The sequence below is a fragment of the Variovorax sp. V93 genome (genome assembly GCF_041154485.1).
GTDB lineage: Bacteria > Pseudomonadota > Gammaproteobacteria > Burkholderiales > Burkholderiaceae_C > Variovorax > Variovorax beijingensis_A.
The window spans coordinates 2,902,697-2,919,442 of the sequence record NZ_AP028669.1; the positions used below are offsets into that span (position 1 = coordinate 2,902,697).

General features: G+C 66.9%; 20 protein-coding genes. 15 read left to right on the forward strand and 5 right to left on the reverse strand.

Annotated features, from left to right (window positions below):
* Nucleotides 1-3: 3 nt before the first annotated feature.
* Together clpS and icd are read right to left on the reverse strand one after the other, a co-directional pair.
* Nucleotides 4-363 (reverse strand): ATP-dependent Clp protease adapter ClpS, encoded by a 360-nt coding sequence (clpS, locus tag ACAM54_RS13800; RefSeq protein ID WP_369647931.1) that lies wholly within the window; start codon nucleotides 361-363, stop codon nucleotides 4-6.
* Nucleotides 364-668: 305 nt separating this feature from the next.
* Nucleotides 669-1,928, reverse strand: coding sequence for an NADP-dependent isocitrate dehydrogenase (icd, locus tag ACAM54_RS13805; RefSeq protein WP_012747756.1), 1,260 nt, complete (start codon nucleotides 1,926-1,928; stop codon nucleotides 669-671).
* 219 nt (nucleotides 1,929-2,147) lie between these two features.
* Here icd and ACAM54_RS13810 point away from each other — a divergent pair, with 219 nt between their 5' ends.
* The 3 genes from ACAM54_RS13810 (at nucleotide 2,148) to ACAM54_RS13820 (ending at nucleotide 3,357) form a co-directional block, all read left to right on the forward strand.
* Complete coding sequence (locus ACAM54_RS13810) at nucleotides 2,148-2,471, forward strand: cell envelope biogenesis protein TolA (protein ID WP_145746616.1); 324 nt, start codon at nucleotides 2,148-2,150, stop codon at nucleotides 2,469-2,471.
* A 153-nt stretch (nucleotides 2,472-2,624) separates the two neighbouring features.
* Entirely contained in the window at nucleotides 2,625-2,813 is a 189-nt protein-coding gene (locus ACAM54_RS13815) for a hypothetical protein (RefSeq protein WP_145746615.1), read from the forward strand.
* Nucleotides 2,814-2,898: 85 nt separating this feature from the next.
* Nucleotides 2,899-3,357, forward strand: coding sequence for a DUF192 domain-containing protein (locus ACAM54_RS13820; RefSeq protein ID WP_145746614.1), 459 nt, complete (start codon nucleotides 2,899-2,901; stop codon nucleotides 3,355-3,357).
* A 69-nt stretch (nucleotides 3,358-3,426) separates the two neighbouring features.
* On the opposite strand, the gene ACAM54_RS13825 is transcribed toward ACAM54_RS13820, so the two are convergent.
* Complete coding sequence (locus ACAM54_RS13825) at nucleotides 3,427-4,008, reverse strand: superoxide dismutase (RefSeq protein ID WP_192323740.1); 582 nt, start codon at nucleotides 4,006-4,008, stop codon at nucleotides 3,427-3,429.
* Between the two features lie 50 nt (nucleotides 4,009-4,058).
* The gene (xseA, locus tag ACAM54_RS13830; RefSeq protein ID WP_369647932.1) at nucleotides 4,059-5,369 is read right to left on the reverse strand and encodes an exodeoxyribonuclease VII large subunit; all 1,311 of its coding nucleotides are present in this window, start codon (nucleotides 5,367-5,369) and stop codon (nucleotides 4,059-4,061) included.
* Between the two features lie 313 nt (nucleotides 5,370-5,682).
* Between xseA and ACAM54_RS13835 the strand changes: the two genes are divergently transcribed.
* From ACAM54_RS13835 to adk, 6 genes are all read left to right on the forward strand, one after another.
* A complete protein-coding gene (locus ACAM54_RS13835) occupies nucleotides 5,683-6,315 on the forward strand; it encodes a MotA/TolQ/ExbB proton channel family protein (protein WP_145746611.1) in 633 nt (210 codons plus the stop codon).
* Nucleotides 6,316-6,385: 70 nt separating this feature from the next.
* Complete coding sequence (locus ACAM54_RS13840; protein WP_145746725.1) at nucleotides 6,386-6,811, forward strand: biopolymer transporter ExbD; 426 nt, start codon at nucleotides 6,386-6,388, stop codon at nucleotides 6,809-6,811.
* The gene (gene lpxK, locus ACAM54_RS13845; RefSeq protein ID WP_309934653.1) at nucleotides 6,812-7,852 is read left to right on the forward strand and encodes a tetraacyldisaccharide 4'-kinase; all 1,041 of its coding nucleotides are present in this window, start codon (nucleotides 6,812-6,814) and stop codon (nucleotides 7,850-7,852) included.
* Nucleotides 7,833-8,015, forward strand: coding sequence for a Trm112 family protein (locus tag ACAM54_RS13850; RefSeq protein ID WP_007836935.1), 183 nt, complete (start codon nucleotides 7,833-7,835; stop codon nucleotides 8,013-8,015). Before lpxK ends, ACAM54_RS13850 begins: the two co-directional genes overlap by 20 nt.
* 73 nt (nucleotides 8,016-8,088) lie before the next feature.
* Complete coding sequence (kdsB, locus tag ACAM54_RS13855) at nucleotides 8,089-8,862, forward strand: 3-deoxy-manno-octulosonate cytidylyltransferase (RefSeq protein ID WP_369647933.1); 774 nt, start codon at nucleotides 8,089-8,091, stop codon at nucleotides 8,860-8,862.
* Between the two features lie 135 nt (nucleotides 8,863-8,997).
* Nucleotides 8,998-9,654 (forward strand): adenylate kinase, encoded by a 657-nt coding sequence (adk, locus tag ACAM54_RS13860; protein ID WP_145746608.1) that lies wholly within the window; start codon nucleotides 8,998-9,000, stop codon nucleotides 9,652-9,654.
* A 27-nt stretch (nucleotides 9,655-9,681) separates the two neighbouring features.
* Here adk and ACAM54_RS13865 read toward each other — a convergent pair whose 3' ends face one another.
* Nucleotides 9,682-10,671 carry an asparaginase gene (locus ACAM54_RS13865; protein WP_369647934.1) on the reverse strand — a complete coding sequence of 330 codons (990 nt, stop codon included), beginning with the start codon at nucleotides 10,669-10,671 and terminating at the stop codon, nucleotides 9,682-9,684.
* A gap of 73 nt (nucleotides 10,672-10,744) precedes the next feature.
* Between ACAM54_RS13865 and lexA the strand changes: the two genes are divergently transcribed.
* From lexA to ACAM54_RS13895, 6 genes are all read left to right on the forward strand, one after another.
* Nucleotides 10,745-11,428 (forward strand): transcriptional repressor LexA, encoded by a 684-nt coding sequence (gene lexA, locus ACAM54_RS13870; RefSeq protein ID WP_018904999.1) that lies wholly within the window; start codon nucleotides 10,745-10,747, stop codon nucleotides 11,426-11,428.
* 139 nt (nucleotides 11,429-11,567) lie between these two features.
* Nucleotides 11,568-11,936, forward strand: a complete 369-nt coding sequence (locus ACAM54_RS13875; RefSeq protein ID WP_145746606.1) for a hypothetical protein — start codon at nucleotides 11,568-11,570, stop codon at nucleotides 11,934-11,936.
* 90 nt (nucleotides 11,937-12,026) lie between these two features.
* Nucleotides 12,027-13,034, forward strand: coding sequence for a D-2-hydroxyacid dehydrogenase family protein (locus ACAM54_RS13880; protein WP_145746605.1), 1,008 nt, complete (start codon nucleotides 12,027-12,029; stop codon nucleotides 13,032-13,034).
* A gap of 54 nt (nucleotides 13,035-13,088) precedes the next feature.
* Nucleotides 13,089-14,246, forward strand: a complete 1,158-nt coding sequence (locus ACAM54_RS13885; protein WP_369647935.1) for an MFS transporter — start codon at nucleotides 13,089-13,091, stop codon at nucleotides 14,244-14,246.
* A gap of 133 nt (nucleotides 14,247-14,379) precedes the next feature.
* The gene (locus ACAM54_RS13890) at nucleotides 14,380-15,900 is read left to right on the forward strand and encodes a 3-hydroxyacyl-CoA dehydrogenase (protein ID WP_369647936.1); all 1,521 of its coding nucleotides are present in this window, start codon (nucleotides 14,380-14,382) and stop codon (nucleotides 15,898-15,900) included.
* A 35-nt stretch (nucleotides 15,901-15,935) separates the two neighbouring features.
* Nucleotides 15,936-16,715, forward strand: coding sequence for an oxepin-CoA hydrolase, alternative type (locus ACAM54_RS13895; protein ID WP_192323729.1), 780 nt, complete (start codon nucleotides 15,936-15,938; stop codon nucleotides 16,713-16,715).
* Nucleotides 16,716-16,746: the final 31 nt, after the last annotated feature.

The following is a 16,746-nucleotide window of genomic DNA, read 5'->3' on the forward strand; positions in this document are numbered from 1 at the left end:
GGTTCACACGATGGGCTCGCTGACGCATTGCAGCGGATGCCCGGCCTGGTGCGCGGCCTCCATCACCTGATTGACCTTGGTGGCCGCCAGGTCGCGGGAATAGACCCCACAAACGCCACGGCCATCGAGGTGGATTTTGAGCATGATCTGGGTCGCGGTTTCGCGATCCTTATTGAAATATTCCTGCAGCACGACGATCACGAACTCCATGGGCGTGTAGTCGTCGTTCAGCATGACGACCTGGTACATCTGGGGCGGCGCGGTTTTCTGCGGCCGCCGCTCCAGAACGACCGAATCTCCGTCGTCCCCGGCCGGTTTCTGGGCCGGCGGAGTGCTGGGAGTCTTGGGAATTCTCGTTGCCATAAAAAAGATTCTATAGAGCGTGCAAGCACCGTGCCGGCGCAAGAAGACTTGGTGGCGCGTATTCGACAAATCAAGGGGCTTGCGTCGTGCACGACACCACAGACCGTGCAGAAAAATCTGCCCTCCGCCTGCGCCGCAGCATAAATATTACGCGGCACCCGCCCGGAAAAAAATGGGTATTTGGAGCAAGGTGTTCCATTTCTCAACCTGGCCCGCCTTGCCGTGCCGGATGAAGAAAAGCCCTCGAGACCGGGCGGTCTCGAGGGCCTTGGCTGCGCGGCGCCGGAGCGCCGCTGCTCGCGCAATTACATGTGGTCGATCATGACTTGGCCGAAGCCCGAGCAGCTCACTTGCGTGGCGCCGTCCATCAGGCGGGCGAAGTCGTAGGTGACCTTCTTGCTGGCGATCGACTTTTCCATCGAGCTGATGATCAGGTCGGCTGCTTCGGTCCAGCCCATGTGGCGCAGCATCATTTCGGCCGAGAGGATCTCGGAACCGGGGTTCACGTAGTCCTTGCCGGCGTACTTGGGAGCTGTGCCGTGGGTGGCTTCGAACATGGCGACGGTGTCGCTCAGGTTCGCGCCCGGAGCGATGCCGATGCCGCCGACCTGGGCCGCCAGCGCGTCGGACACGTAGTCGCCGTTCAGGTTGAGCGTGGCAATCACGCTGTATTCGGCGGGGCGCAGGAGGATCTGCTGCAGGAACGCGTCGGCGATGCTGTCCTTGACGGTGATTTCCTTGCCCGTCTTGGGGTTCTTGAACTTCATCCAGGGGCCGCCGTCGATCAGCTCGGCGCCGAACTCCTTGGCAGCCAGGGCATAGGCCCAGTCGCGGAAGCCACCTTCGGTGAACTTCATGATGTTGCCCTTGTGCACGATGGTGACGCTGGGCTTGTCGTTATCCACCGCGTACTGCAGTGCCTTGCGCACGAGGCGCTCGGTGCCTTCCTTCGACACGGGCTTGACGCCGATGCCCGAGGTGTTGGGGAAGCGGATCTTCTTGACGCCCAGTTCGTCCTGCAGGAACTTGATGAGCTTCTTGGCCTTGTCGCTTTCGGCTTCGAACTCGATGCCGGCGTAGATGTCTTCCGAGTTCTCGCGGAAGATGACCATGTTGGTCTTGTGCGGCTCGCGCACCGGGCTGGGCACGCCTTCGAAGTACTGGATGGGGCGCAGGCAGACGTAGAGGTCGAGTTCCTGGCGCAGCGCAACGTTCAGCGAGCGGATGCCGCCGCCGACGGGCGTGGTGAGCGGACCCTTGATGGACACCACGTAGTCGCGCACGGCGTGCAGCGTTTCCTCGGGCAGCCAGACGTCGGGGCCGTAGACCTTGGTCGACTTTTCGCCGGCATAGACTTCCATCCAGTGGATCTTCTTCTTGCCGCCGTAGGCCTTGGCCACTGCAGCATCCACCACCTTGAGCATCACCGGGGTGATGTCCAGACCCGTGCCGTCGCCTTCGATGAAGGGGATGATCGGCTGATCAGGCACATTGAGCGAGTTGTCGGCGTTGACCGTGATCTTCTGGCCTTCGGCCGGGACTTTGATGTGCTGGTAGCTGGACATGAGGGGGAATGACTCCGGGAGTGACGTAATTCGGACGACTGTCTGCGAATTCAGACAGCGATGGGGAATCGCTGTACAGCCCGCGAACAAATCGCTGTACATTTTAGACGCAACCCATCAGCTGGCGTTTGTCAACCTAAGAGACAATGGTCTCGTTAGTGGCTGACCTTCTGCTCGCCGGGAGGCGTTTCCAACCAATTCTCGATAGAGGAATCATCAATGAGCAAAATTCTCGCAGTCATGATCGCTGGCCTGTTCGCCGCTGGCGCCTACGCCCAGAACCCCACCGGCACCACGCCCGAGCAAGGGAACGCCACCAACAGCAAGCCGCAAGCGCGCGCTGAAGCCAAGAAGGAAGCCAAGCCCGCCGGTCAAGTGGCTGCTCCCGCTGGCGACATCGCCAAGACGCCCGAAGGCGGCGCAGTCGGTGCCGACAAGGCTGCAGCAGCTGGCGAAAAGCGCGCCAGCACGCGCGACCAGCGCCGCCGCAACAAGGACGGCAGCGTCAAGCGCAAGTCGACCCAAGGCGGCACCCCGCAGTAAGTCGGCCCAGGCCGTACGAAAAAGCGCTCCGAGGAGCGCTTTTTTTTCGCTTGCGGCAACGATTCGGCTGTCAACCGGCATGAGCAGCTGCCGCGTTGAATGGTCACCTTCCGAAGGGAGGTAGTCCATATCAACAATCTCAAAGGATGTCTCATGAACAAGCTGCTCGCAGCCCTCGTCGCCGGTCTCTTCGCAGCCGGCGCTTTTGCGCAAACTCCGCCCGCACCCGCACCGGCCGCTCCTGCCGCCGTTCACAAGGCAAAGCCGATGAAGCACGCCGTCAAGAAGCACAAGGTTCGCCACGTGGCCAAGGCGCACGCGGCTGCAGCCAAGAAGGTGTAAGCTTCCACGCTCACCGGCAATGCCCGCATCAGCGGGCATTTTTATTGGCCCGGCGTCCTTGGACCCTGCCCTGAAAGAAGCTCCGATGTTCCAGCGTTTTGCCGCCCTGCTCCTGCTTGCCACCTCCCTGATGGGCTCCGCGCTGGCCCAGCAGCAACCCCAGACCGATCTGCAACGCACGCAGCTGTCCGTTGGCCTGTACAAGATCGATGCGCAAGTCGCACAGACGCCTCGGCAGCGGGAAATCGGCCTGATGTTCCGCAAGGAGATGCCGCAGGCCGAAGGCATGATCTTCGTTTTCGACCAGCCGGCCACCCAGTGCTTCTGGATGCGCAACACGCTGCTGCCGCTGACCGCCGCCTTCGTGGCGGACGATGGCCGCATCGTCAACCTGGTCGACATGCAGCCCATGACCGAGAACTCCCACTGCTCCGAGGAGCCTGTGCGCTTCGTGCTCGAGATGAACCAAGGCTGGTTCGCCAAGAAGAACATCAAGAAGGGCGCCAGGCTCGGCGGCGAACTGTTCGCCGCTTCGAAGCGCTGAGCACCCGCCTTCCTCCGGCCCACGAAAAAGCCGACCCTGGGGTCGGCTTTTTCATTGGGAAAACCCGGTTCAGCCGAAGTTCTTGGCCGCGAAGTCCCAGTTCACCAGCTTGGCCAGGAAGGTCTCGACGAACTTCGGGCGCAGGTTGCGGTAATCGATGTAATAGGCGTGCTCCCAGACGTCCACCGTCAGCACCGGGGTGTCGCCGGTGGTCAGCGGCGTGCCCGCGGCGCCCATGTTCACGATGTCCAGCGAGCCGTCGGCCTTCTTCACCAGCCAGGTCCAGCCCGAACCGAAGTTGCCCACGGCCGACTTCACGAACGCTTCCTTGAACGCGTCGTAGCTGCCCCACTTGGCATCGATGGCCTTGGCCAGCGCACCGCTCGGAGCACCGCCGCCCTGGGGCTTCATGCAGCTCCAGAAGAAGGTGTGGTTCCAGATCTGGGCGGCGTTGTTGTAGATGCCGCCGCTGGACTTCTTGACGATTTCCTCAAGGGGCATCGATTCGAACTCGGTGCCCTTTTGCAGGTTGTTGAGGTTCACCACGTAGGCGTTGTGGTGCTTGCCGTAGTGGTACTCGAGCGTTTCCTTCGAGTACTCGGGTGCCAGCGCGTCAAGAGCGTATGGCAGGGGTGGGAGCACATGTTCCATGGGTTTTTCTCGTGGGTTGGTTGTGGGGAATAAAGGATTCTAGAAAGGAATTACGCGCCCGGCGTCGGACGTGTTCCCGTTTTGCCGGGCGTCACGGTCAGGTCGACCGAACCATCGGCGAGCCGCGCGACCACGGCGTCGCCCGGGCTCAGCTTCTTGGCGCTGACGATCGCGCGGCCCTCAGGATCGGTGAGCCAGGCATAGCCGCGCTGGAGCACCAGCGCAGGATCGAGCAACCGCAGGCGCAAGGCGACACGTTCCAGCCGCTCGCGCCGCTGCGCCATCGCGCGCTCGAGCCTGAGCGGGAAATCGGCGGCAATCGTGCGCGGCACCTGGGCAAGGCGCTCGGCCCTGGACAGCAGCGCATAGCGCAGCCGCTGCGAATGGTGAGCGAGCCGCAGCTGCTGGCGCGCCACCAGTCCGGAGGGCCGCCCCAGTCGCGCTGCCGCCTGGTCGAGGCGCTGCCCCAGAATGTCGAGGCGTGCCCCCAGCGCACTGTCGAGCCGTTCATTCAGCAGATCGATCGCACCAAGCCACATCGCCTGGGGCGCGCTGACGAGCTCCGCCGCGGCCGTGGGCGTGGGCGCGCGCAGGTCGGCGCAGAAGTCGGCAATGGTGAAGTCGGTTTCGTGGCCAACGCCGCAGATCAGCGGAACCGGGCTTTGGACGATGGTGCGCGCCAGGGTTTCGTCGTTGAAGGCCCAGAGATCCTCGATGGAGCCGCCGCCGCGCACCAGCAGGATCACGTCAACGGCCGGCTCCAGTGTGTACAGCGATTGCAGCGCGCGCACGAGTTCCGCCGGTGCATTGGCGCCCTGCACCGCGGCCGGCGCCAGGACCACGGGGATGTGCGGCACGCGGCGCCGCAGCGCCGTGACCACGTCGTGCAGCGCCGCGGCGCCAAGCGAGGTGACGAGCCCGACCGCACGCGGCATGACCGGCAGCGCGCGCTTGCGCTCCGGATCGAAGAGCCCTTCGGCCTCGAGCCGCGCCTTGCGTTGCAGGAATTGCTCGAACAGCGCCCCCTGGCCGGCGCGCTGCAGGCTTTCGACCACCAGTTGCAGGTCGCCGCGCGGCTCGTACACCGCAAGGCGCCCGCGCACTTCGACCTGGTCGCCGTCGCGCGGCGAAAAATCGAGCAGGCCCGCAGCGCGCCGGAACATTGCGCAGCGCAGCTGGCCGGACGAATCCTTGAGCGCGAAGTAACAGTGTCCGCTCGACGCGCGCGAGAAGCCGGAAATCTCGCCGCGCACGGCGACCGGATTGAAGCGCGCATCGAGCGCGTCGGCCACCGCCCGGCACAGCGCGCCGACAGCCCAGATCCGCGGGCCCGGCGTTGGATTCGCGTCACGCAGGTTCACAGGACGCCCGCCCGGCCGGCGGCCACTCTTCCACAGTGGGTTGCCCGGCCTCGGTGCCGCGGCCTCGATACGGAACAGGTGCACGGTTTGTCGTGCAAGCTGTTGATTTCATTGAAAAAAGAACTGCTCAAAATTCGATCGATCTAGCGGGAGGCCCGTCCCATGCGGGTCCGGACAAGTTGCGCAGCGGGTTAATCACAAAGTTATCCACAGAATCTGTGCGTCTTCGCTGACATGCAAACAAGCCGCGTGGCGATGGTGGCCTCGGTGGATAATCGCCGCGCATTTGCAGTCTACGGGGCCGGAGGATTCCTTGTTTTCCATCATAGTTGCCGCGGGCTGGCCGATCTGGCCATTGCTCGCCTGTTCGATCATCGCGCTCGCCTTGGTTATCGAACGTTTCACAAGCCTCAAGACCGTGAGGGTCCTGCCGCCCAAGCTGCTCGACGAAGCCATTACCGTGTCGCACGGCGCGGTGCCGGGGCCCGACGTGGTGACCAAGCTTGAGCGCAACTCGATGCTCGGACAGGTGCTGGCCGCCGGCCTGCGGGCGCTCAATGCCAATCCGCGCTGCACCGAGGACGACCTGCGCGCGGCCATGGAGGCCTCGGGCCGCACCGTGGCGCACAAGCTGGAGCGCTACCTGCCGGCGCTGGCCACCATTGCATCGGCGGCGCCGCTGCTCGGCCTGCTGGGCACGGTCATCGGCATGATCGAGATCTTCGGGTCGCAGTCGCCCGGCAGCGGCGCGGTGGGCTCGGGGAATCCCGCGCAGCTGGCGCATGGCATTTCGATCGCGCTGTACAACACGGCTTTCGGCCTGATCGTGGCCATTCCGACCCTGATCTTCTGGCGCTATTTCCGCAGCCGGGTCGACGAATACCTGCTCAACCTGGAACTGTCGGGCGAGCGCTTCGCGCGTCACCTGAACGCTTTGCGGAAATGATGGGCTTCGCATCGCTTGCCGCTGCCTGTGCCGCGCTGCCCGGCGGAGACTTGCCGTGACCCGCGGCCGCATGCAGTTTCGCCATGGCGCGCGCGATGAGCCGGAGATCAACCTGATCCCGTTCATCGACGTGCTGCTGGTCATCCTGATCTTCCTGATGCTGTCGACCACCTACAGCAAATTCACCGAAATGCAGCTTCGGCTGCCGACGGCGGACGTGGATTCGCAGCGCGACTATCCCAAGGAAGTGATCGTGGCGGTCTCCGCCGACGGCCGCTACTCGATCAACAAGAAGCCCGTGGCCGACCGCAACGTGGACACCGTGGCCGCCGCGCTGGGCGCGGCCGCCACAGGCGGCAAGGACAGCGTGGTCATCATCAGCGCCGACGCCAGCAGCCCGCACCAGGCCGTGATCACGGTGATGGAAGCCGCTCGCCGCGTGGGCCTGGTGCAGATCACTTTCGCAGCCCAGTCGTCGGCGCAAACAGGGCACTGAGTGCCGTCGCAGGGCCGCAGCACCACCGGCACCACCGGCCCGATCGCTGTGCCGGCCTCGCGGCTGCAGCGCGCCTGGCTGGATCGCGGCGTCCTCGCCTGCCTGCTGTGGCCCCTGTCGCTGGTCTACGCAGCGCTTTTCGGGCTGCGGCGCTGGCTCTACCGGAAGGGATGGCGCACGACCGGACGCGTCCGCGTGCCAGTGATCGTGGTTGGCAACGTGATTGCCGGGGGCGCAGGCAAGACCCCGGTCGTGATGGCGGTCGTGCGGCACCTGCAGGCCCGCGGGTTGCAGGTTGGCGTGGTGTCGCGCGGCTACGGCCGCCGCACCGGCGACTGCCGCGAAGTGCTCGCCGAGAGCAGCGCTGCCGACGCCGGCGATGAACCGCTGCTGATTCGCCGTGCCACCGGCGCGCCGGTGTTCGTGGCGCGGCGCCGCATCGAGGCTGCGCGCGCCCTGCTCGCCCGGCACCCGGCCACGCAGGTCATCGTGAGCGACGACGGGCTGCAGCACCTGGCGCTGGCGCGCGACATCGAGATCTGCGTGTTCGACGACCGCGGCGTGGGCAACGGCTGGCGGCTGCCCGCAGGCCCGCTGCGCGAGCGCTGGCCGCGCCCTTGCGACCTGGTGCTCCACAGCGGAGAACATCCCGCCTTCAAGGGCGGCTACACCGCCACCCGTGCACTTGCACAAAACGCCGTGGCCAGCGACGGCAAACGCACGCCGCTCGAGGCACTGGCCGGCGAACCGCTGATCGCGCTGGCGGCCATTGCGCGGCCCGAAGCATTCTTCGGCATGCTGCGGGCGCGCGGGCTGACGCTTTCCGAGACGATCGCCCTGCCGGACCACCACGATTTCGAAGGGTGGCAGCGCCCCGCCGGGACCGGGCAGCGCCTCGTCTGCACCGAAAAAGACGCCGTCAAGCTGTGGCCCAGGGCGCCCGACGTGCTGGCGGTGCCGCTGGACTTCACACCCTCGCCGGAATTCTTCGCGGCGCTCGACGCAAAGCTATCATCGCTCGATGGATACCAAGCTGCTTGAACTGCTCGTCTGCCCCGTCACCAAGGGCCCGCTGACCTGGAACCCGGAGAAGCAGGAACTCTGCTCGCGCAGCGCGCGCCTGGCCTATCCGGTGCGCGACGGCATCCCCGTGCTGCTCGAGAACGAAGCGCGCACGCTGTCCGACGAAGAGCTGGGGCTGTGAGCGCCGCGCCGGGCCGCCCCAAGCAAGCTCGCTCCCGCCTGGCGGGAAGGCGCGCAGCGCCAAGGGTGCATCAATGAACTTCACTGTCCTGGTGCCGGCCCGGCTGGCTTCGACGCGGCTGCCCAACAAGCCGCTGGCCGACATCGCCGGCCTGCCCATGGTGGTGCGCGTGGCCCGACGTGCCAGCCAATCCGCCGCCGCGCGCGTGGTGGTGGCGGGCGACGACGCGGCCATCGTCGAGGCGTGCGCAAGGCATGGCGTGGAAGCCATCCTGACCCGCCAGGACCACCCGAGCGGCTCCGACCGCCTGGCCGAAGCCTGCGAACAACTGGGGCTGGACGGCAACGACATCGTCGTCAACGTCCAGGGCGACGAGCCGCTGATCGACCCCGCGCTGATCGACGCCGTCGCATCCGCGCTGGCCGCACATCCGGAAGCCGCCATGAGCACGGCGGCCCACGAGATCGACTCGCTCGACGACTTCCTGAACCCGAACGTGGTGAAGGTGGTGCTCGATGCACAAGGCAACGCGCTGTACTTCAGCCGCGCGCCCATTCCATGGTGGCGCGACGGTTCCGCCAATGGCGCGCCACCCTCCGTGCTGCCCGCACCGGCTCCGCTGCGGCACATCGGCATCTACGGCTACCGCGCCGGCTTCGTGCGCAGCTTTCCTTCGCTGGCACCTGCGCCCGTCGAGGCCACCGAAGCGCTCGAACAGCTGCGTGCGCTGTGGCACGGGCATCGCATTGCGGTGCACGTCAGCCATGTCGCACCCGGGCCCGGCGTCGATACCCCCGCGGACCTCGAGCGCGTGCGCGCGGTCTTCGCCGCCGAACCGGCGCGCTAAAAAGTGCGCTGCCGCAAGCGTGGCAGCGGAAATTCTTCACGCGCTCGCATGCTATCCTCGACGCAACTCCGCCTTGCCCCGCTCCCGGGCTGACGCTTGGCGCGACACAAGATCGAAGAACCCTCCGAGGACACCATGAGACTAATTTTGCTGGGCGCGCCCGGGGCGGGCAAAGGCACGCAAGCAGCCTTCATCTGCCAGAAATACGGCATCCCTCAAATTTCGACCGGCGACATGCTGCGCGCCGCCGTCAAGGCCGGCACCCCGCTCGGACAGCAGGCCAAGGCCGTCATGGAGTCCGGTGGGCTCGTGAGCGACGACCTGATCATCAACCTCGTGAAGGAACGCATCGCGCAGCCCGATTGCGCCAGCGGCTTCCTGTTCGACGGCTTCCCCCGCACCATTCCCCAGGCCGACGCCATGAAGGCGGCTGGCGTCAAGCTCGACTACGTGCTCGAAATCGACGTGCCGTTCAGCGACATCATCGAACGCATGAGCGGCCGCCGTTCACATCCTGCGTCGGGCCGCACCTACCACGTCAAGTTCAATCCGCCCAAAGTGGAAGGCAAGGACGACGTCACGGGCGAAGACCTGATCCAGCGCAAGGACGACGAGGAAGAAACCGTGCGCAAGCGGCTCGAGGTCTACAGCCAGCAGACGCGTCCGCTGGTCGACTACTACTCGGCCTGGGCCAAGGCCGATCCGGCTTCGGCGCCGAAGTACCGCGCGATCCAGGGCGTGGGCAGCGTCGAAGAGATCAAGCAGCGCGCACTCGCGGCCCTCAGCAGCTGAGCCTCCTCGGCTGCCCGCGGCCGCCGCTCAGGCGGCCGCCGTTTCCATCAGTTCCAGCATCAGCGCGATGCGCGCCTTGACGGGCGTGAGCGCACCGGCGTCCCGCAGCGGATCGCCGGGCTTGGGCAGGATGCGTCCGTTCGCGCAACGGGTGGCACGCAGCACTGCCACGCCCGCGGCCTGCGCCCGCAGCGCCGCCGCCTCGAGCGCATGGTGCACCGTGCCATTGCCGGTCGCGGCCACGACCAGTCCGCGGATCGGTTCGGCAGCGCCCGATGCGCGCTCCTGCAGCAGCAGGTCGACGAGCGCGCCGCTTGCGCCCGCATGGCTGGTGACGATCTCCACGCGCGGCCAGCGCACCTCCGCCCCTGCCTTCGCTTCAGGAAGCTTCGCGGCCCCGCCCACCACCTGCGGCCAGTCGCGCAGGCGCCGCACCGCGCCCTCTTCCACATAGCCGATCGGCCCGGCATCGCCCGATGAAAACGCGTCCGGGCGGTAGGTGTGCACCTTCTGCACATCGAGCGCGCCGTGGATGGCACCCGCGCAGACCACCGCCACGCCGTGCGCCGCCGGTGTGGCCGCGACGGCGATCGCATCGCGCAGGTTCTGCGGACCGTCGGGCGAGAGCGAGCTGGCCGGGCGCATGGCGCAGGTCAGTACCACGGGCTTGCCGGGCGCAAGCACCGCCTGAAGGAAGTAAGCCGTTTCCTCGATGGTGTCGGTGCCGTGCGTGATCACCACGCCCGCCACGTCGGCTTCGGCCAGCCAGAACGTGCAGCGCGTGGCGAGCTGCAGCCAGACGTCGAAAGCCATGTCCTTGCTGTCGAGCTGCGCCACCTGCTCCGCCACGAGCGCCACGCCTGCGGGCGCATCGATGCCGCCGAGCAGGTCCGCCACGCCCACCTCTCCAGCGGTGTAGCCAATGTTGTCGGCGCCGCTCGCGGCCCGGCCTGCAATGGTGCCGCCGGTGCCCAGGACCACGATGCGCCGCAGGCCGGAGGAAGGGGAATTAACCATGGGTTGCCAACTTTTAAAAACTGGTTAAAAATACAGGTACTGGATATTCAGCCAGTGCCGCAAGGAACCACATATGCAGTTCGCCGTGAAGCTTACCGCCCGCCAGCAGCAGATCCTGGACTTGATCCAGAGCGCCATTGCCCGTACCGGCGCGCCGCCCACGCGGGCCGAAATCGCCAATGAGCTGGGTTTCAAGTCGGCCAATGCCGCCGAGGAACACCTGCAGGCGCTGGCCCGCAAGGGCGTGATCGAACTTGTCAGCGGCACTTCGCGCGGCATCCGGCTCAAGGGCGACGCGCTGCGCTCGCTCAATGAGACGCGCCACCGCGAAGGCGGCCAATTCTCCCTCTCGCTGCCCGGCATGTCGCAGCTCGCGCTGCCTCTGATCGGCCGCGTGGCGGCGGGCTCGCCCATCCTCGCGCAGGAACACGTCGACCAGACCTATTACGTCGAGAACACGCTGTTCCAGCGCCAGCCCGACTACCTGCTCAAGGTGCGCGGCATGTCCATGCGCGACGCCGGCATCATGGACGGCGACCTGCTCGCGGTCCAGGCCACCAAGGAAGCGCGCAACGGCCAGATCGTGGTGGCGCGCCTGGGCGACGAAGTCACGGTCAAGCGCCTCAAGCGCAACAAGCAGGTCATCGAGCTGCATGCTGAAAACCCTGACTACCCGACCATCGTGGTCCAGCCCGGCGAGCCCTTCGAGATCGAAGGCCTGGCGGTGGGCCTGATCCGCAACACCATGCTGATGTAGCCCTTCGCGGCCTGCCGAAAGCAGCAACCCATCCGGCCGCAACAGGTGGCGGGCGTATGGCGCTTTGTCGCCATCACCCTGTTGCGTCCATTCAAAGAAATCCTGCCTGTGTTCAACCTCAGACTTTTTTGGAGTTCACATGGGAATCGCCCTCCTCGCCATCGCTGATTTGTGGATGCCGCTGCAATCGCTTGCAAGCCGGCTGCTGCCGGCACGCCGCCCGGCGCGGCGCGACACCGGCAGCAGCTCCGCCGGGTTGCGCTACGTCGCAGTCCGGCCGGCCTGCGCGGCCCGCGACCACGCGGCAACCCCCAAGGCGGCGCCGGCGCCCGTGCGGCCGCTGCGCGTCATCCGCGTGGTCGACGGCCCGCAGGGCGAAAGACGCAACACCAACCGCATGGTGATTTCGGGCCGCATGGCCGACGTCTGCGCCGAGCTCGACCGGCTGGCGGCACTCGAGGCGATGGAAACCATCAGCCCCGCGCCCCGCTCCACCCAGTTGCACTGAACCCGTGCACCCCGGTGACCACTGCCCGGGGTGGGTATCCAAACGTTCACACGCGCGTCATGCCAATGCTGCGAGGCACAATGGCACGCCATGAACATTGTGATCCTCGACGATTACCAGGACGCCGTGCGCAAGCTGCGCTGCGCCGCCAAGCTGGACGCGTACGCAGCCAAGGTCTACACCAACACGGTCAAGGGCATCGGGCAGCTTTCGGTCAGGCTGAAGGATGCCGACGTGATCGTGCTGATCCGCGAGCGCACCCAGATCTCCCGCCAGCTGATCGAAAAGCTCCCCAAGCTCAAGCTCATTTCGCAGACCGGGCGCGTCGGCGGCCATATCGACGTCACGGCCTGCACGGAGCGCGGCGTGGCGGTGGCCGAGGGCACCGGCTCGCCCCAGGCGCCTGCCGAGCTGACCTGGGCGCTGATCATGGCGGCCATGCGCCGCCTGCCGCAGTACATCAGCAACCTCAAGCACGGAGCCTGGCAGCAGTCGGGGCTCAAGTCGGCCTCCATGCCGCCCAATTTCGGGCTGGGCTCGGTGCTCAAGGGCAAGACGCTCTGCATCTGGGGCTACGGCCGCATCGGCCAGCTGGTGGCGCGCTACGGGCAGGCCTTCGGCATGCAGGTGGTGATCTGGGGGCGCGAGGCAAGCTGCGCCAAGGCGCGGTCCGACGGCTTCCAGGTGGCGCAGAACCGCCACGAGTTCTTCGCCGCGGCCGACGTGCTGTCGGTGCATCTGCGGCTCAACGAGGAAACCAACGGCCTGGTCAAGCTCGAAGACCTTTCGCGCATGAAGCCGACGGCGCTCTTCGTCAACACCTCGCGCGCCGAACTGGTCGAGGCCGATGCACTCCTCGCTGCGCTCAACCGCGGCCGGCCCGGACTGGCGGCGGTCGACGTGTTCGAGAGCGAGCCGCCGCTGCAGGGCCATGCGCTGCTGCGGCTGGAGAACTGCATCTGCACGCCGCACATCGGCTATGTCGAGCAGGACAGCTACGAAAGCTACTTCGGCCAGGCTTTCGACAATGTCGTGAGCTTCATCAAGGGCAACCCCACCAACATCGTGAACCCCGGCGCGCTGCAGGTTCGCCGGTGATTCCATGAGCCGCCGGGCCGCCTCAGGGCGGATACCGCAGCCGAAGGTTCTTCAGTGAGCCGCCCCGCGCCGCGCGGCGCACTGTGGGCCTTGCTGGCCGGCAATTTCGTGATCGGCACGGGCGTGATGGTGGTGCCGGGCACGCTCAACGAAATCAGCGCGTCGCTGTCTGTCTCGGTGGCGACCGCGGGTCAGCTGATCACGGTTGCTGCGGTCGTGATGTGCCTGGGCGCGCCGCTGCTCGCGGCGGCGGTCGCAGGCTGGGACCGCCGCCAGCTGCTCGCCCTCACCCTGCTCTGGTACGCGGCCGGGCATGCCATTGCGGCCCTGATGCCGAGCTTCGGCGCCCTGCTGCCGGTGCGCATGCTCACGGTGGTGGCGCCTGCGATCTTCACGCCCCAGGCCGCGGCCTGCGCCGGCATGCTGGTGCCGCCGGAGCATCGCGGCCGCGCCGTGACCTTCGTCTTTCTGGGCTGGTCGCTGGCCTCGGTGCTCGGCCTGCCCATCGGTGCGCTGGTGGGCGGCCATTTCGGCTGGCGCATGGCCTTCGGTGCGATTGCGCTGCTCAGCGTCGCGAGCGCGGCATCGGTCTGGCTGACCCTGCCGCAGGGGATTCGCCCCGCGGCGCTGACGGCAGCCGCCTGGGCGCGCGTGCTGCGCAGCCCGGTGCTGATGGGCATCGTCTCGGTCACGGCGCTGCAGGGCGCCGGCCAGTTCGTGCTGTTCAGCTATTTCGGGCCGATCCTGAAGCGGGACTTCGGCGCAGATCCCACCATGCTGAGCCTGATGTGGGCGCTGTTCGGCGTATTCGGCCTCGCGGGCAACATGCTCGTGAGCCGGTTCATCGACCGCGTGGGCGCGGGCCGCATGGTGCTCCTGACGAGTTCGCTGATTGCGCTGAGCCTCTTCCTGTGGCCATGGGCCGGCACGCTGCCGTGGCTGGCGGCGGTGCTCGTGCCCTGGGGCCTGGGCTGCTTCGCGACCAATTCGGCGCAGCAGGCAAGGCTGGTCAGCCTGGCCCCCGCGCTCGCGCCGGGCTCGGTGGCGCTGAACAGTTCCGGCATCTATGTCGGCCAGGCGGTGGGCGCCGGCCTGGGTGGATGGCTGCTTGCCAACGACGCGGTGGCATGGATGAACTGGGCTGGTTTTGCCCTGCTGCTCGCGGCCATCGGCCTGAGTGTGGCCATCGACCGCAGCCGCCGGCCGGCCTGACAGCGCGGCCCCGCGTAAAACCCGGCATGGCCCGGCGGCCGATGGCTGCAAAATCGAAGGCTGCGCAAAACTCCGGGCCCGGTGCCTGCAAGCGGACCCGGACGCCCACCAACCAGCGAAGATCTTTTTTCCAATGACAGTCAACTACACCCGGATCGGCGTCGTCGGCGCCGGCGCCATGGGCCGAGGCATCGCACAGATCGCGGCCCAGGCAGGCAGCGAAGTGCTGCTGCTCGACAGTTTTGCAGGTGCCGCCGAGCGCGGACGCGAAGCCCTCATGGCCCAATGGAACAAGCTGCACGAGAAGGGCAAGATCGACGCCGCGGCGCGCGATGCGCAGATCGCGCGCGTGAAGGCGGTCGACTCGGTCGGGGCGCTGGCCCAGTGCGACCTGGTGATCGAAGCGGTGGTCGAAGATCTCGAGGTCAAGCGCAAGCTGTTCCGCGAGCTCGAAACAGTGATCGCACCCACGGCCACGCTGGCCACCAACACCTCGTCGCTGTCGGTCACGGCCATCGCGGCCGGGCTCGCGCATCCGGAGCGCGTGGCGGGCTTTCACTTCTTCAACCCGGTGCCGCTGATGAAAGTGGTCGAGGTGGTGGCCGGCTTCAAGACTTCGGCCGAGGTCTGCAAGCAGCTCGCAGGCTATGCGGTGCAGATGGGCCACAGCGCCGTGCAGGCGCAGGACACGCCGGGTTTCATCGTCAACCACGCGGGCCGCGGCTATGGCACGGAAGCGCTGCGCATCGCCGGCGAAGGCGTGGCCGATTTCGCCACCATCGACCGCATCCTGAAGGAGCAGGCGGGCTTTCGCCTGGGCCCCTTCGAGCTGATGGACCTGACCGCGCTCGACGTGTCGCATCCGGTGATGGAGTCGATCTACCACCAGTACTACGAGGAGCCGCGCTTCCGTCCCAGCGTGATCACCGCCCAGCGGCTTGCGGCCGGCGTGCTGGGGCGCAAGACCAATGAGGGCTTCTACCGCTACAACGACGGCGTGATGCAGCAGCCCGCCGAGCCGGCGCCGCCGGTGGTGGCGGCAATGCCCTCGGTCTGGGTCTCGCCCCGCGCCGCGCGGCGGGCCGAGCTGTTGCGGCTGGTGAACGCGCTGGGCGCCCAGATCGACAGCGGCGCCACGGCGGCGCCCACGTCGCTGATCCTGGTGGCGCCGCTGGGCTTCGACGTGACCACGGTAGCCGCGGTAGAGCGCCTGGACGCCACGCGCACCATGGGCATCGACATGCTGATCGACGATGCCGCCACCAAGCGCCGCGTGCTCGCCACCAACCCCGCCACGCGGCGCGACATCCGCGATGCGGCGCACGCGCTCTTCGCGCGCGATGGCAAGGCCGTGAGCGTGATCCGCGACAGCGGCGGCTTCGTGACGCAGCGCGTGATCGGCACCATCGTGAACATTGCCGCGGACATGTGCCAGCAGCGCGTCTGTTCGCCGGCCGACCTCGAAACCGCGGTGCAGCTGGGCCTGGGCTATCCGCGCGGCCCGCTGGCCATGGGCAACCTGTACGGCCCGACCAACATGCTCGAAGTGCTGTTCAACCTGCAGACCGTCTACGGCGATCCGCGCTATCGCCCGAGCCCGTGGCTGCGCCGCCGCGGCGCGATCGGCCTGAGCCTGCTGCACGAAGAAGAATAAGCAGACAAACACCAAAAAACGAAAGCATCACAGCGATGACCGCCGAACTGAAGAGCACCAGCGAGGGACGCACCATGGTGCTGACGATCGCCAACCCGACCCAGCGCAACGCACTGGGCCCCGAGATCTACGCCGCCGGCATCGAGGCGCTCAACGGCGCCGAGAGCAGCGACGAAATCCGCAGCGTCGTCATCGTGGGCGAAGGCGCATGGTTCTGCGCCGGCGGTTCGCTGCAGCGGCTGTCCGACAACCGGCAGCGCGATCCTTCCGTGCAGGCCGAAAGCATCGAAGGGCTGCACAACTGGATCGACTCGATCCGCGCCTTTCCCAAGCCCATCATCGCAGCGGTGGAAGGCGCGGCTGCAGGCGCCGGTTTCTCGCTGGCCCTGGCCTGCGATTTCGTGGTGGCCGCGCGCGACGCGATCTTTGCAGCGTCCTACAGCAACGTGGCGCTCTCGCCCGATGGCGGCCTGAGCTGGCAGCTGGGCCGTGCATTGCCGCGCCAACTCGCCAGCGAGTGGCTGATGTGCGGCGAGCGCATCGGCGCGCCGCGGCTGCATGCGCTCGGGCTGGTCAATGAACTGAGCGAGCACGGCCAGGCGCTTGCGAGCGCCCTGGCGCTGGCGGCCCGGCTCAATGAGCGTGCGCCCAATTCGCTGGCCAGCATCAAGGAACTGCTCAGCGAAGCGCCCGGCGCCACCTTTGCGTCGCAGCTCTCGCAGGAGCGCGACCACTTCGTGCGCAACCTGCACCACCCGAATGCGGGCATCGGCATTGCCGCGTTCATCGAGAAGAAACCACCGCACTACGAGTAGCGGCACGCCGTCGCTCCTGCGACACCCTCCA

Excerpts from the sequence above, each read along its gene's own strand:
- clpS (WP_369647931.1), bottom strand. The coding sequence starts at position 363 with ATGGCAACGAGAATTCCCAAGACTCCCAGCACTCCGCCGGCCCAGAAA.
- icd (WP_012747756.1), bottom strand. The coding sequence starts at position 1,928 with ATGTCCAGCTACCAGCACATCAAAGTCCCGGCCGAAGGCCAGAAGATC.
- ACAM54_RS13810 (WP_145746616.1), top strand. The coding sequence starts at position 2,148 with ATGAGCAAAATTCTCGCAGTCATGATCGCTGGCCTGTTCGCCGCTGGC.
- ACAM54_RS13815 (WP_145746615.1), top strand. The coding sequence starts at position 2,625 with ATGAACAAGCTGCTCGCAGCCCTCGTCGCCGGTCTCTTCGCAGCCGGC.
- ACAM54_RS13820 (WP_145746614.1), top strand. The coding sequence starts at position 2,899 with ATGTTCCAGCGTTTTGCCGCCCTGCTCCTGCTTGCCACCTCCCTGATG.
- ACAM54_RS13825 (WP_192323740.1), bottom strand. The coding sequence starts at position 4,008 with ATGGAACATGTGCTCCCACCCCTGCCATACGCTCTTGACGCGCTGGCA.
- ACAM54_RS13840 (WP_145746725.1), top strand. The coding sequence starts at position 6,386 with ATGCAGTTTCGCCATGGCGCGCGCGATGAGCCGGAGATCAACCTGATC.
- ACAM54_RS13850 (WP_007836935.1), top strand. The coding sequence starts at position 7,833 with ATGGATACCAAGCTGCTTGAACTGCTCGTCTGCCCCGTCACCAAGGGC.
- kdsB (WP_369647933.1), top strand. The coding sequence starts at position 8,089 with ATGAACTTCACTGTCCTGGTGCCGGCCCGGCTGGCTTCGACGCGGCTG.
- adk (WP_145746608.1), top strand. The coding sequence starts at position 8,998 with ATGAGACTAATTTTGCTGGGCGCGCCCGGGGCGGGCAAAGGCACGCAA.
- ACAM54_RS13865 (WP_369647934.1), bottom strand. The coding sequence starts at position 10,671 with ATGGTTAATTCCCCTTCCTCCGGCCTGCGGCGCATCGTGGTCCTGGGC.
- lexA (WP_018904999.1), top strand. The coding sequence starts at position 10,745 with ATGCAGTTCGCCGTGAAGCTTACCGCCCGCCAGCAGCAGATCCTGGAC.
- ACAM54_RS13875 (WP_145746606.1), top strand. The coding sequence starts at position 11,568 with ATGGGAATCGCCCTCCTCGCCATCGCTGATTTGTGGATGCCGCTGCAA.
- ACAM54_RS13880 (WP_145746605.1), top strand. The coding sequence starts at position 12,027 with ATGAACATTGTGATCCTCGACGATTACCAGGACGCCGTGCGCAAGCTG.
- ACAM54_RS13890 (WP_369647936.1), top strand. The coding sequence starts at position 14,380 with ATGACAGTCAACTACACCCGGATCGGCGTCGTCGGCGCCGGCGCCATG.
- ACAM54_RS13895 (WP_192323729.1), top strand. The coding sequence starts at position 15,936 with ATGACCGCCGAACTGAAGAGCACCAGCGAGGGACGCACCATGGTGCTG.